The following is a 13,315-nucleotide window of genomic DNA, read 5'->3' as shown; positions in this document are numbered from 1 at the left end:
GTCCTGTCCTTTGCATAGCGCCACACTTTGAAGATTGCCCAGCAAACACTGGAGGTAAAACCGGCAACTGGTGTCGTTCAGAATCGACTGACACAAGCTGTATCAAGAAGGGAGCGTAGTCTACCGGAAAGGCCTTTTTATCTCAAACATTGGTCGCTCGTCGGTGCGCACCAGATCAGTTTGCCTGCGCCGGGCAGCGGACAATCAAGCCCCGCGAGGTTGGCAACTGCCAGCAACTGATCGCCCTGAAACACCAGCGGCAGACGGCTGCGCGCAAAACCCGGCACGCCGCGCTCGTTGAGCAGGCGCTTGAGGTCACGCTGCCCGCGCCCGGCCAACTGCATCACCTCGCCGCCTTGGCGATAGCGTACCTGTAATACTCCCGACGGCGCTGCGCCTTCAAAGCGTAACCGGCCGTTACCAGGCAATACCAATGGCTGCCGGGGATCATCCCAGGCCATGACGCCAACCGCAGGGCTCAGCCAGTCACCGGCCAGCCACCACAGATGGCCAGCGGCCCGGTGCAGCTCTCCGTCAGCCAGACGCCACAGCGGATGCGCCGCGGCACTGGCATCACGCAAGTCTTCCCAGCCGGCCCAGTGATCGGTGTCGGGCAGCCGGCTCAGCGGCGCCAGCCAATGACGCAGGGCATTGCGTTGCCGCGCCGCAGACAAACCGCTCAGCGGCGTCAGCGCCAGACTTGGCAGGCCAAGCCAGTCAAACCCACTCGGCAAACGAGCACGCTGCAGATCCTGCTCTGCCAGCTCACCGAGCAACTGCTGCGCCTCAGCCAGATGCTCAGCACTGCGCGCCAGGCTGGCAGCCGCCTGCGGCCAGCGCGAGCGCAACAACGGCAACACCTGTCCGCGCAGCAAGTTGCGCGCAAACTGCACATTCTGATTGCTTGGATCCTCGATCCAGCGCAGCCCGTGACGCCGGGCATACGCCTCAAGAGCAGCGCGCGGCACCTCCAGCAAGGGCCGCACCAGATACCCCTGACCAAGCCTGCGTCGCGGCGCCATGGCCGCCAGACCGCGCACGCCGGCACCGCGCAATAACCGCAACAGTAAGGTTTCAGCCTGGTCATCACGGTGCTGGGCACTGAGCAACCACTGCTCTGCCCCCAGCACATCGGCAAATACCGCATAACGCGCCTGACGCGCCGCCTGCTCCAGACTCGCGCCTGAAGCCACCTGCACGTGCCTGACACTAAGTGGCACGTCCAACGCCGCGCAGACCTCATGACAATGTTGCGGCCAAGTGTCAGCTACGGCCTGCAGGCCGTGATGAACATGAATGGCGTGAAGCTCGGGGAGGGATTGGTGCTGGCGCAGATCGGTCAGCAGATGCAGCAGGACAGTGGAGTCAAGACCACCGGAGAAAGCGACGAGCAAGGCCGGGGCCTGGCTTGCGTCAGTCAGCGCGCTGGCGAGCGCTGCGCGCAGCTCAATATCGTTCATGGCAAGAAACCGGCCGGCCAGGCGTGACGCCATGGCCGACCAGCAGCATGTCAGACGCCGTAGCTCATCAGACGCTCATAGCGACGAGCCAGCAGCGCGTCGGTGTCGAGCTTCTTCAGCATGGACAGCTGGCCGAGCAGCTCTTCACGAATAGTCGCCGAAACCAGCACCGGATCGCGGTGCGCGCCACCCAGTGGCTCCTTGATCACCTTATCGACAATGCCCAGGCCCTTGAGGCGCTCGGCAGTGATGCCCATGGCCTCAGCGGCGTCCGGGGCCTTCTCGGCGGTTTTCCACAGGATCGACGCACAGCCTTCCGGCGAGATCACCGCGTAGGTCGAATATTGCAACATGTTCAGCTGGTCGCAGACACCGATGGCCAATGCGCCGCCCGAGCCACCCTCACCGATCACGGTGGCGATGATCGGGGTTTTCAGGCGGGCCATGACACGCAGGTTCCAGGCAATGGCTTCGCTTTGGTTGCGCTCTTCAGCATCAATGCCCGGGTAAGCACCAGGGGTATCGATGAAGGTCACGATCGGCATTTTGAAGCGCTCGGCCATTTCCATCAGGCGGCACGCTTTGCGATAGCCTTCAGGGCGCGGCATGCCGAAATTGCGACGTACCTTCTCACGCACTTCACGGCCTTTCTGGTGACCGATCACCATCACCGGCTGGTCATCCAGACGCGCAACACCACCAACGATGGCAGCATCATCGGAGAAGTGCCGATCGCCATGCAGCTCATCGAACTCGGTAAAGATGTGCTCGATGTAGTCCAGGGTGTAAGGACGGCGCGGATGACGTGCCATCCGGGCAATCTGCCAACTGGTCAGGTTGCTGAAAATGCTTTCGGTGAGCGTTTTGCTCTTGTCCTGCAGCCGGGAGATTTCGTCGCTGATGTTCAGCGAGTTGTCATTGCCTACCAGGCGCAGCTCTTCGATCTTGGCTTGCAAGTCAGCGATAGGCTGTTCGAAATCGAGAAAATTCGGGTTCATAGGCATCCGTCTTGGGTCGACGGCCAAGAGGCCGGCCGGTTGATCCGTTAGCGCCCCACCTTACGGAAGAGGCGCATTCAGGTCGAGATTAAAAATTCTGGATTTTAAGCGTTTAACGATACTGGAGAAAGACGTTCTCGCGTCCGAACTGGTCACGCAGCGCCTGAATCAGGTTGTCAGCAGGGTCAATTCGCCAACTTTCGCCGAACTGCAGAACCGCTCTGGCGTCCAGCCCGGTGTAATCGAGGGTCACCGGACAGGCACCGCGATGGCGCTTGCACAGCTCGCCCAGCCAACGCAGACGGTCACCCTTGAGTGCCTCGGCACTTACGGTCAGGCGCAGGCTTTCAGCAAGTCCGGTGCGCGCATCTTCGATACTCATGACCCGCTTTGCCCGTAACCGCAGGCCACCGGAGAAATCGTCGTGACTCACTTCACCTTCGACCACCACGATAGCATCAGTCTGCAATAACGACTGCGCCGAGTGGAAAGCATCGGCGAACAAGGAGGCTTCAATACGCGCCGACCGGTCGTCCAGGGTGATGAATCCCATCTTGTCACCCTTCTTGTTCTTCATGACCCGCAAGGCGATCACCAGGCCGGCTACCGTCTGGGTATCACGCGCAGGCTTCAGATCAATAATGCGCTGGCGAGCAAAGCGGCGAATCTCGCCCTCATACTCATCGATAGGGTGGCCGGTCAGGTACAGACCCAGGGTCTCTTTCTCGCCACGCAAACGCTCCTTGAGAGTGATCTCGCGGGCTTTGCGATGGTTGGCGTAGACATCGGCGTCTTCGGCCTCGAACAACCCGCCAAACAGGTCCGAGTGACCGCTGTCACGGCTGCGCGCGGTCTGCTCGGCGGCCTGGATAGCTTCCTCCAGGGCCGCCAGCAGCAACGAACGATTACGGTCGATATTGGCCTGATAGGCCTTGGGCTCCAGCTCGAAATACGGCCCCAGACGATCCAGCGCACCACTGCGGATCAAGCCGTCGAGCGTGCGTTTGTTGACCCGCTTGAGGTCGACCCGCGCACAGAAATCGAACAGATCCTTGAATGGCCCATCCTTGCGCGCCTCGGTAATCGCCTCGACCGGCCCCTCGCCCACGCCCTTGATCGCCCCAAGGCCGTAGAGAATGCGCCCGTCGTCGCTGACGGTGAACTTGAATTCGGAGATGTTCACATCCGGCGCATCAAGGCGCAGCTTCATGCTGCGCACTTCCTCGATCAGGGTCACGACCTTGTCGGTGTTGTGCATATCGGCCGACAACACCGCGGCCATGAATGGCGCCGGGTAGTGCATCTTCAGCCAGGCGGTCTGGTAAGAGACCAGGCCATAGGCGGCCGAGTGGGATTTGTTGAAGCCGTAACCGGCAAACTTCTCTACCAGGTCGAAAATGTTACCCGCCAGGTCGGCGTCGATATTGTTCGCCGCGCAACCCTCGATGAAACCGCCGCGCTGCTTGGCCATTTCCTCGGGCTTTTTCTTACCCATGGCGCGGCGCAACATGTCGGCGCCACCGAGGGTGTAGCCAGCCATGACCTGAGCGATCTGCATCACCTGTTCCTGATACAGAATGATGCCGTAGGTCGGTGCCAGCACCGGCTGCAGGCCTTCGTACTGGTAGTCAGGGTGCGGGTAGGCCAGCTCGGCGCGGCCGTGCTTGCGGTTGATGAAGTCGTCAACCATGCCGGACTGCAAAGGTCCCGGACGGAACAGCGCCACCAGTGCGATCAAGTCTTCGAGGCAGTCGGGCTTGAGCTTTTTGATCAGCTCTTTCATACCCCGCGACTCGAGCTGGAACACCGCCGTGGTCTCGGCGCGCTGCAGCAGCTCGTAGGTCGGCTTGTCGTCCAGCGGGATGAATGCAATATCGAGCGGCTCTTCGCCATCGCGGCGCCGGTCGCGGTTGATGGTGTCTAGCGCCCAGTCGATGATGGTCAGCGTACGCAGGCCAAGGAAGTCGAACTTCACCAGGCCCGCCGACTCGACGTCATCCTTGTCGAACTGGGTTACCAGGCCATCACCGGCCTCATCACAATAGATCGGCGCAAAGTCGGTCAGCTTGGTTGGCGCGATGACCACGCCACCGGCGTGCTTGCCGACGTTACGCACCACGCCCTCAAGCTTGAGCGCCATTTCCCAGATTTCTGCGCCTTCCTCATCGTTCTTGAGGAAGTCACGCAAGATTTCTTCTTGCTCGTAAGCCTTTTCCAGGGTCATGCCGACTTCGAAGGGGATCATCTTCGACAGCCGGTCAGCCAGGCCGTAAGACTTGCCCTGCACCCGAGCCACGTCGCGCACCACCGCCTTGGCCGCCATCGAACCGAAGGTGATGATCTGGCTCACTGCGTTGCGGCCGTATTTTTCGGCCACATAGTCGATTACCCGGTCGCGGCCGTCCATGCAGAAGTCGACGTCGAAGTCGGGCATCGAAACCCGCTCGGGGTTAAGAAACCGCTCGAACAGCAGGTCGTATTCCAGTGGGTCGAGGTCGGTAATCTTCTGCACGTAGGCGACCAGCGAGCCGGCACCCGAACCACGGCCCGGACCTACCGGCACACCATTGTTCTTGGCCCACTGAATGAAGTCCATAACGATCAGGAAGTAGCCGGGAAAGCCCATCTGGATGATGATGTCCAGCTCGAAATTCAGCCGGTCGATGTAGACCTGCTTGCGCGCCTGGTAGTTTTCAGAATCCGGCGGGAGTAATACGGCCAGACGCTCTTCCAGGCCATCGAACGACACCTTGCGAAAGTACTCATCGATGGTCATGCCATCGGGAATCGGGAAGTTGGGCAAAAAGTGAGTGCCCAGCTTGACGTCGATGTTGCAGCGCTTGGCGATTTCGACCGTGTTCTCAATGGCCTCGGGCAGATCGCTGAACAGCTCGGCCATTTCCTCAGGGCTTTTGAGGTACTGCTGATCACTGTAAGTGCGCGAACGGCGCGGATCGTCCAGCGCCCTGCCTTCACCGATGCACACGCGGGTCTCGTGGGCCTCGAAGTCTGACTGCTTGATAAAGCGTACATCGTTGGTCGCCACCAGCGGCGCGCCATGTTTATCAGCCAGCGCCACTGCAGCGTGCAGGTGTTCTTCGTCGTTGACCCGGTTGGTGCGCTGCACCTCGATATAAAACCGATCAGGAAAAACCGCCATCCATTCGCTAAGCAACTGATCGGCTTCATCAGTATTACCGGAGAGCAGCGCCATGCCGATCTCACCCTCTTTGGCTGCCGACAGGGCGATCAGGCCGTCGCTGGCCTCAGCCACCCACTGGCGCTGAACCACGACATGGCCGTTGCTCTGCCCTTCGGTGAAGCCGCGAGAGATCAGCTCGGTAAGGTTGCGATAGCCCTGCGGGTTCATGACCAGCAGGCTCAGACGGCTGAGCGGCGCATCGGCGTTCTTGCCGGCCAGCCACAGGTCGGCACCGCAGATCGGCTTGATCCCCGCGCCTTGCGCGGCCTTGTAGAACTTGACCAGCGAACACATGTTGCTCTGGTCAGTGACCGCAACGGCAGGCATGTTCATGCCGGTCAACGCTTTGACCAGTGGCTTGACTCGCACCAGACCGTCGACCAGAGAGTATTCGGTGTGCAGGCGCAGATGAACGAAAGAAGCCGACATGGAGATCCTATAGCGCGAAGACAGGTAAAACGAAGCTCGGGATTGTACCCAGCCCAGACGCAAACGTCAGTGCTGAAGCAAACCGTCCGGCACTTGCAGAGCTATGGCATCGCGCGCTTCCCAGGCAGCACGTACCGGTGCGAACGAGCGCCGATGGATAGGCGTAGGGCCCAGACGCGCCAGCGCCTCCAGATGAACAGGCGTGGGGTAGCCCTTGTGCCCGCCCATCCCGTAGCCGGGATAGATCAGTTCCAGCGCGGCCATTTCCCGGTCGCGACTGACCTTGGCGAGAATCGATGCCGCGGCAATGGCCGGCACCTTGGCATCACCCTGCACCACCGGCGCCGATGGCACCGCCAGCTTCGGGCAGCGATTGCCATCGATCAGGGCCAGCTTCGGGGTCACGCTCAGCCCTTCGACCGCGCGTTGCATGGCCAGCATCGTGGCATGGAGAATATTCAACTGGTCGATTTCCTCGACCTCAGCGCGGGCGATATGCCAGGCGAGGGCCTTTTCGCAGATTTCGTCGAACAGCTGTTCGCGGCGCGCCTGGGTGAGTTTCTTGGAGTCGTTAAGGCCAATGATCGGCCGCGCCGGATCCAGAATGACCGCTGCGGTGACCACCGGGCCACACAGCGGGCCACGCCCCACCTCATCGACACCGGCAACCAGCTCTTCGACCAGGGTGAAATCAAGGCCCATCTGCATAGCGTTCACACTCACTCGGGGTTACGACCTATCAGTTCCAGCACCGCTTGTGCCGCCTGGTTGGAGGCGTCGCGGCGCAAGGTGCGGTGAATCTGGTCAAAGCCTTCAGTCTGCACCAGCCCTGCGTCGATCAGGGGCAGCAACTGGCCAGCCAGCGTCTCGGGAGTTGCCGCATCCTGTAACAGCTCAGGAACCAGCAGGCGACCGGCCAACAGGTTGGGCAGCGAGACGTAAGGACTCTTGACCAGCCGCTTGAGAATCCAGAAAGTCAGCGGAGCCAGACGGTAGGCCACGACCATCGGCCGTTTGTACAGCAGCGCTTCGAGCGTGGCAGTGCCCGACGCGATCAGCACCGCGTCACAGGCGGCCAGAGCGACATGGGAGCGGCCATCAAGCAGCGTCACCGGCAGATCACGACCTTGCAGCAACTGTTCGACCTGCGCCCGACGCTGCGGGCTGGCACAAGGCAGGACAAAACGCAGATCAGGACGTCCGGCGAGCAGCCGCGCAGCGGTATCGAAGAACAAGGCGCCCAGGCGCCCGACTTCGCCGCCCCGACTGCCCGGCATCAACGCCACCACCGGCCCGTCACCCAAGCCCAGTTCGGCGCGCGCCGCAGCCCGGTCAGCCTCAAGCGGGATGGTATCGGCCAACGGATGACCGACAAAGCGCACCGGCACGCCCTTTTCTTCGTAGAAACGTGCCTCGAAGGGCAGCAGGGTCAACATCAGGTCGCAGCCTTCACGAATCTTCAGCACGCGCTTCTGACGCCAGGCCCAGACCGACGGGCTGACGTAGTGCACGGTCTTGATCCCGGCCTGACGCAGCTTCAGTTCGATGGTGAGGGTAAAGTCCGGCGCATCGATGCCAATGAACACATCCGGTTGCTCGGCGATCAGCGTCTGGATCAGCTCTTTGCGCCGCCCAAGCAGCTCGCGCAAGCGGCCCAGCACCTCAACCAGCCCCATGACTGACAAGCGCTCCATGGGAAAGTACGAGGTCATGCCCTCAGCCTCCATGAGCGGCCCGCCAACGCCAATGAAGGTCGCATCCGGATGACGCGCCTTGATGGCCCGCATCAGGCCGGAACCCAGAATATCGCCGGACGCCTCGCCCGCGACCAGAGCGATACGCAATGGACTGGCCATGATCAGCGGGTGATGCCGCGGGTGGACGATTGAATCGACTGGAGAAAGATCGCGACTTCAGGAAACGCCGCAGCCGGCTCAGCCAGCTCGGCAATCGCCTGTTCGACCGTCAGGCTCTGGCGGTAGACCGTCTTGTAGGCCTTGCGCAGGGCCAGAATGGCCTCTTCGGAAAACCCACGCCGGCGCATGCCTTCAAAGTTCATGCTACGTGCCTCGGCGGGGTTGCCGAACACGGTGACGAACGCCGGCACGTCCTTGCCAATCGCAGTACCCATCCCGGAAAAACTGTGTGCGCCAATGTGACAGTACTGATGCACCAACGTATAACCGGACAGGATCGCCCAGTCATCAACATGCACATGACCGGCCAGGGCAGTGTTGTTGACCAGAATGCAGTGGTTGCCGATCACGCTGTCATGACCGATATGCGCATAGGCCATGATCAGGTTGTGATCACCCAGCGTGGTCTCTGCGCGGTCCTGAATGGTGCCGCGATGAATGGTCACACCCTCACGAATCACGTTGTGATCACCGATCACCAGGCGTGTGTCTTCGCCCTTGTACTTGAGGTCAGGGGTGTCCTCACCAACGGAAGAGAACTGGTAGATACGGTTGTGACGACCGATGCGCGTCGGCCCACGCACAATCACGTGGGGGCCGATCACAGTACCCTCGCCAATTTCCACACCGGCCCCGATGATCGACCAGGGGCCGACTTCAACGTTGTCGGCCAGTACGGCCGTCGGATCGATGATTGCGCGAGAGTCAATCAAACTCATAGTTCGCGTTCCGCACAGATGATTTCGGCGGAGCAAACCGACTTGCCGTCGACCGAGGCCTGGCACTCGAACTTCCAGATCTGGCGCTTGCGGCTGACGAATTTGGCCTCAAGCGTCAACTGGTCGCCCGGCACCACTGGCTGGCGAAAACGCAGTTTGTCCGAACCCACGAAGTAATAGAGAGTGCCATCAGCAGGTTTGGCGTCAAGCATTTTGAAACCCAGGATACCCGCAGCCTGAGCCATGGCCTCGATGATCAATACGCCCGGCATGATCGGATGCTGGGGAAAGTGACCATTGAAGAACGGCTCGTTGACACTGACGTTCTTGTAGGCGCGAATGGTCTTGCCCTCAAGATCCAGCTCCGCCACGCGATCCACCAACAGGAAAGGGTAACGATGAGGCAGATATTCGCGTATTTCGTTGATGTCCATCATTTCGAGGGGAAGCCTGTAGTAAAGAGTGAGAGCGCACACAACTGCGGCGCTCTTCTACAACTCAGGGAGGCGGTCCAGCGGCCGCACTCGCCTGATGGGAAAAAGATATCAGCCTTCAGATGATCCAGCGGCGTCGCAGGTCACCGTTTCGACGATCTTTTCCAGTTTCTGCAGTCGACGAGCCATATCATCGAGCTTGCGCAGTCGTGCCGCACTCTTGCGCCACTCCGCTGCCGGCTGCATGGCCGTACCTGACGAATAGGAGCCAGGCTCGGTGATCGAGTGAGTCACCATGGTCATGCCGGTGATGAACACGCCGTCGCAAATCTCGATATGTCCGACCAGACCCACACCACCGGCGAGCATGCAATGCTTGCCGATCCTGGTGCTGCCAGAGATACCGACACAAGCTGCCATCGCGGTGTGGTCACCGACCTGCACGTTGTGGGCAATCTGAATCTGGTTATCCAGTTTCACACCGTTACCGATGCGGGTATCGGCCAGCGCACCGCGATCAATGGCCGTGTTGACGCCGATTTCCACATCGTCACCAATGACCACCCCGCCGATCTGGGCAATTTTCTGCCAGACGCCCTTCTGATTGGCAAAACCGAAGCCTTCGCCGCCCAGCACGGCACCGGACTGAATGACCACTCGCTGACCAATGCGCACATCGTGATACAGCGTGACACGTGGCGCCAGCCAGCCGCCCTCGCCAATCACACTGCGTGCACCGATGAAGCATTGGGCACCGACCGTAACATTCGCGCCGATCTGCACGCCGCTCTCGATCACCGCAAAAGCGCCGATACTTGCACTCGGATCGACCTGCGCATCATCAGCGACAACCGCCGTCGGGTGAATCCCGGCAGCAGCTTTTGGCTTGGGGTCGAACAGGTGCGAAATGCGCGCATAAGCCAGATACGGATCCGGCACCAGCAACGCATCGCCGGCATAGCCTTCGGCATCAGCTGGTTTGAGCAGCACGGCACCGGCCTGGGTCTCATTGAGAAACTTGCGATATTGCGGGTTGGCCAGAAAGCTGACCTGCTCAGGGCCCGCCTCTTGCAGAGTGGCGAGTCCGGCGATGTCCTTGTCCCCGTCGCCACGCAAGGTGGCGTCCAGGAACTCGGCCAGACGGCCGAGTTTGATGGAGGCGCTCATGGTTACTTCAGCTGGTTCATACGCTCGATGACCTGGCGGGTCACGTCGTATTGAGGCTTGACGTCGATCACGGCGCCACGCTCGAACACCAGGTCAAAACCGCCCTTCTTGATAACCTCTTCAACAGCCTGATCCAGCTTAGGCTTCAGTTGCTTGAGCATTTCGCGGTCAGCAACGGCTTTGGCTTCGCTCAGTTCCTTGGACTGGAACTGGTAGTCACGGGCCTTTTGCTTGAATTCCAGCTCAAGACGCTCGCGCTCAGGCTGGGCCATCTTGTCGCCGCCGCTGACCAGACGGTCCTGGATACCCTTGGCACTGGTTTCCAGGCTTTTCAGTTTGGTGAACTGAGGGCCAAATTTCTTCTCGGCATCCACGGCGTACTTCTTCGCCGCATCGGATTCCAGCAGAGCCATCTGATAGTTCAGCACGGCAATTTTCATGTCTGCCAACGCCGGGGTTGCAACAAGAACGGTGGCCAGCAGTACCAATTGAGTCAACTTACGCACGATACACTCCTACAGAATTCGTTATCGTTTTCGGGAGCCAGACCCTTAGAAGGTCTGACCCAGGGAAAATTGGAACACTTGGGTTTCGGAATCGTTGTCCGGTTTTTTGATCGGCATCGCCAGCGCGAAGCTCAGCGGGCCAAGCGCGGTAATCCAGGTCACACCGACACCAACAGAACTGGCCATGCCGGAGAAGTCGACGTTATTGCACTCGACTCGCTCACCGTTTCGGGTGCGGCTGGAATCGCAGTTGCTGTCGAAGACGTTACCCACGTCCCAGAACAGCGAAGTGCGCAAGGAGCGCTGGTCCTTGATGAACGGCAGCGGGAACATCAGCTCCACACCGCCCTGCACCAGCACGTTGCCACCAAATGGCAGCGGATCCTGATCCGGATCGGCGATGGTACCTGGGCGACCACCATCGGCCTCACCGCGGCTCGGTGTACTGCGCGGACCAAGGGTGCTGTCCTTGAAGCCACGCACCGAGTTGAAGCCACCGGCGTAGTAGTTCTCGTAGAACGGCAGGCCACTGGTCGAACCGTAACCGTCGCCATAACCCAGCTCGGTGTGCAGACGCAGGGTGTAGGTGTCGCTGATCGGATAGAAGTACTGGCCGCGGTAGTCAAGCTTGAAGAACGACAGGTCGCTGCCTGGCAGGGTCGACTCAAGCACCAGGCTTTGCGAGTGACCACGGGTCGGCAACACGCCTTTGTTGAGGGTCGATTCGGACCAGCCGACAGACGCTTTGAAGTTCAGGAAGCTGCTGCCCTCACGGTCGATGAAGTCGAAAATCTCTTCAACGGTGTAGGTACCGGTCTTGATCTTGTCCTGTTGCACGTTCAGGCCATAGGTCAGACGCGAGGTTTCGCTGATCGGGTAACCCAGGCTGATACCGGCACCGTAGCTGTCTACCGCATAGCTTGCCACGTCGACGTCGAGGTCATCGTAGTTGGTGCTGCGATAAAAGGCGTTGTAGCCCAGGCTCACACCATCGGGCGTCCAGTACGGATCAACATAGCTGAAGTTATAACGGCTCTGGTATTCGCTGCGGGTCAGGCCGATGCTGACCTTGTTACCGGTACCGAGGAAGTTGTTCTGGCTGATCGAGCCACCGAGGATCAGACCGGCGCTCTGGGCGAAACCGACGCTGGCGGTAATCGAGCCGGAGGCCTGCTCTTCAACGGTGTAGTTCACATCGACCTGGTCGTCGGTGCCCGGCACGGCCGGGGTCTCGACGTTGACTTCCTTGAAGAAGCCCAGACGATCCAGGCGGGTTTTGGACTGATCGATCAAATAAGTCGAAGCCCAGCCGCCTTCCATCTGGCGCATTTCACGGCGCAGCACTTCGTCGGCCGACTTGGTGTTGCCGCGGAAGTTGATGCGGTTGACGTAGGCACGCTTGCCGGGATCGACCACGAAAGTGATATCGACGGTGTGATCCTGATCATTTGGCGTCGGCACGCCGTTGACGTTGGCGAAGGTGTAGCCTTCGTTACCCAGACGCCGGGTGATCAGTTCGGAAGTCGTGGTCATGACCTTGCGCGAGAACACCTGGCCAGGCTGCACCAGCATCAGCGACTTGACCTGATCCTCGGGCACCTTGAGGTCGCCACTGAGCTTGACCGAGTTGACGCTGTACTTTTCGCCCTCGTTGACGTTGACCGTGATGTACACGCTCTTTTTGTCAGGCGTGATCGAGACTTGGGTCGAGGCGATATCCATGTTGATATAGCCGCGGTCCAGGTAGTAGGAGCGCAGGCGCTCCAGGTCGCCGGAGAGTTTCTCACGGGCGTACTTGTCATCGTTCTTGAAGAACGACAGCCAGTTGGTGGTCTTGAGCTCGAACAGGTCGATCAGGTCCTGATCGGGGAACACCGTATTGCCCACCACGTTGATGTGCTGGATAGCGGCAACGGTGCCTTCGTCGATGTTGATCTTCAGGCCCACGCGGTTACGCGGCTGCGGCACGACTTCGGCCTTCACTTCAGCCGAGTAGCGGCCCTGGGCAACATACTGACGCTGCAGCTCGTTACGCACGCCCTCAAGGGTGGCGCGCTGGAAGATCTCGCCTTCAGCCAGGCCTGACTGCTTGAGGCCTTTGGTGAGGTCTTCAGTGGAAATGGCCTTGTTGCCTTCGATCTCGATACTGGCTACCGACGGACGCTCGACTACAGTAATGACCAGGACGTTGCCCTCGCGGCCCAACTGGATGTCCTGGAAGAACCCGGTCTTGAACAGCGCACGAGTGGCTTCGACCAGACGACCATCGTCTGCGTGCTCGCCGACGTTCAATGGCAGCGCACCAAAGACGCTGCCGGCGGATACCCGCTGCAGGCCATTGACACGAATATCGGAGATGGTGAAGGACTCGGCGTGAACTTCAGCAATCATCAGTGCGGCAAGAGCCGCAGTTAGCAGCAGACGTTTCATGAAGTCCTTTTATTCCAACTGGCAATAAACAAGCTGCCGCTGATGCGGCAGATT

General features: G+C 60.1%; 10 protein-coding genes. All 10 read right to left on the bottom strand.

The window, feature by feature from the left end; translation table 11 throughout:
* Positions 1 to 137 precede the first annotated feature (137 nt).
* The 10 genes from tilS to bamA all read right to left on the bottom strand — a co-directional run bounded on the left by tilS (position 138) and on the right by bamA (position 13,261).
* A complete protein-coding gene (tilS, locus tag NJC40_RS13190) occupies positions 138 to 1,460 on the bottom strand; it encodes a tRNA lysidine(34) synthetase TilS (protein WP_253138903.1) in 1,323 nt (440 codons plus the stop codon).
* Between the two features lie 50 nt (positions 1,461 to 1,510).
* A complete protein-coding gene (gene accA / locus NJC40_RS13185; protein ID WP_045488716.1) occupies positions 1,511 to 2,458 on the bottom strand; it encodes an acetyl-CoA carboxylase carboxyl transferase subunit alpha in 948 nt (315 codons plus the stop codon).
* Between the two features lie 112 nt (positions 2,459 to 2,570).
* Complete coding sequence (dnaE, locus tag NJC40_RS13180; RefSeq protein ID WP_253138906.1) at positions 2,571 to 6,089, bottom strand: DNA polymerase III subunit alpha; 3,519 nt, start codon at positions 6,087 to 6,089, stop codon at positions 2,571 to 2,573.
* A gap of 66 nt (positions 6,090 to 6,155) precedes the next feature.
* A complete protein-coding gene (rnhB, locus tag NJC40_RS13175; protein ID WP_045488710.1) occupies positions 6,156 to 6,797 on the bottom strand; it encodes a ribonuclease HII in 642 nt (213 codons plus the stop codon).
* A gap of 11 nt (positions 6,798 to 6,808) precedes the next feature.
* Entirely contained in the window at positions 6,809 to 7,945 is a 1,137-nt protein-coding gene (lpxB, locus tag NJC40_RS13170; RefSeq protein ID WP_253138909.1) for a lipid-A-disaccharide synthase, read from the bottom strand.
* Between the two features lie 2 nt (positions 7,946 to 7,947).
* On the bottom strand, positions 7,948 to 8,724 hold the full coding sequence (gene lpxA, locus NJC40_RS13165; RefSeq protein ID WP_045488706.1) for an acyl-ACP--UDP-N-acetylglucosamine O-acyltransferase: 777 nt from the start codon (positions 8,722 to 8,724) through the stop codon (positions 7,948 to 7,950).
* Positions 8,721 to 9,161 (bottom strand): 3-hydroxyacyl-ACP dehydratase FabZ, encoded by a 441-nt coding sequence (fabZ, locus tag NJC40_RS13160; RefSeq protein WP_045488704.1) that lies wholly within the window; start codon positions 9,159 to 9,161, stop codon positions 8,721 to 8,723. Before fabZ ends, lpxA begins: the two co-directional genes overlap by 4 nt.
* 108 nt (positions 9,162 to 9,269) lie before the next feature.
* The gene (gene lpxD / locus NJC40_RS13155) at positions 9,270 to 10,325 is read right to left on the bottom strand and encodes a UDP-3-O-(3-hydroxymyristoyl)glucosamine N-acyltransferase (protein ID WP_045488701.1); all 1,056 of its coding nucleotides are present in this window, start codon (positions 10,323 to 10,325) and stop codon (positions 9,270 to 9,272) included.
* Between the two features lie 2 nt (positions 10,326 to 10,327).
* On the bottom strand, positions 10,328 to 10,831 hold the full coding sequence (locus NJC40_RS13150; RefSeq protein ID WP_045488698.1) for an OmpH/Skp family outer membrane protein: 504 nt from the start codon (positions 10,829 to 10,831) through the stop codon (positions 10,328 to 10,330).
* Between the two features lie 45 nt (positions 10,832 to 10,876).
* Positions 10,877 to 13,261, bottom strand: coding sequence for an outer membrane protein assembly factor BamA (gene bamA / locus NJC40_RS13145; protein ID WP_253138912.1), 2,385 nt, complete (start codon positions 13,259 to 13,261; stop codon positions 10,877 to 10,879).
* Positions 13,262 to 13,315: the final 54 nt, after the last annotated feature.

The sequence above is a fragment of the Pseudomonas sp. 21LCFQ02 genome, from assembly GCF_024129895.2.
GTDB lineage: Bacteria > Pseudomonadota > Gammaproteobacteria > Pseudomonadales > Pseudomonadaceae > Aquipseudomonas.
Note: the sequence above shows the minus strand (reverse complement) of the source record. Positions and strands in the feature narration are given on the sequence as shown.

What these genes read in the sequence shown, in the direction of transcription:
- tilS (WP_253138903.1), bottom strand. Translation starts at nt 1,460, where the DNA reads ATGAACGATATTGAGCTGCGCGCAGCGCTCGCCAGCGCGCTGACTGAC.
- accA (WP_045488716.1), bottom strand. Translation starts at nt 2,458, where the DNA reads ATGAACCCGAATTTTCTCGATTTCGAACAGCCTATCGCTGACTTGCAA.
- dnaE (WP_253138906.1), bottom strand. Translation starts at nt 6,089, where the DNA reads ATGTCGGCTTCTTTCGTTCATCTGCGCCTGCACACCGAATACTCTCTG.
- rnhB (WP_045488710.1), bottom strand. Translation starts at nt 6,797, where the DNA reads ATGCAGATGGGCCTTGATTTCACCCTGGTCGAAGAGCTGGTTGCCGGT.
- lpxB (WP_253138909.1), bottom strand. Translation starts at nt 7,945, where the DNA reads ATGGCCAGTCCATTGCGTATCGCTCTGGTCGCGGGCGAGGCGTCCGGC.
- lpxA (WP_045488706.1), bottom strand. Translation starts at nt 8,724, where the DNA reads ATGAGTTTGATTGACTCTCGCGCAATCATCGATCCGACGGCCGTACTG.
- fabZ (WP_045488704.1), bottom strand. Translation starts at nt 9,161, where the DNA reads ATGATGGACATCAACGAAATACGCGAATATCTGCCTCATCGTTACCCT.
- lpxD (WP_045488701.1), bottom strand. Translation starts at nt 10,325, where the DNA reads ATGAGCGCCTCCATCAAACTCGGCCGTCTGGCCGAGTTCCTGGACGCC.
- bamA (WP_253138912.1), bottom strand. Translation starts at nt 13,261, where the DNA reads ATGAAACGTCTGCTGCTAACTGCGGCTCTTGCCGCACTGATGATTGCT.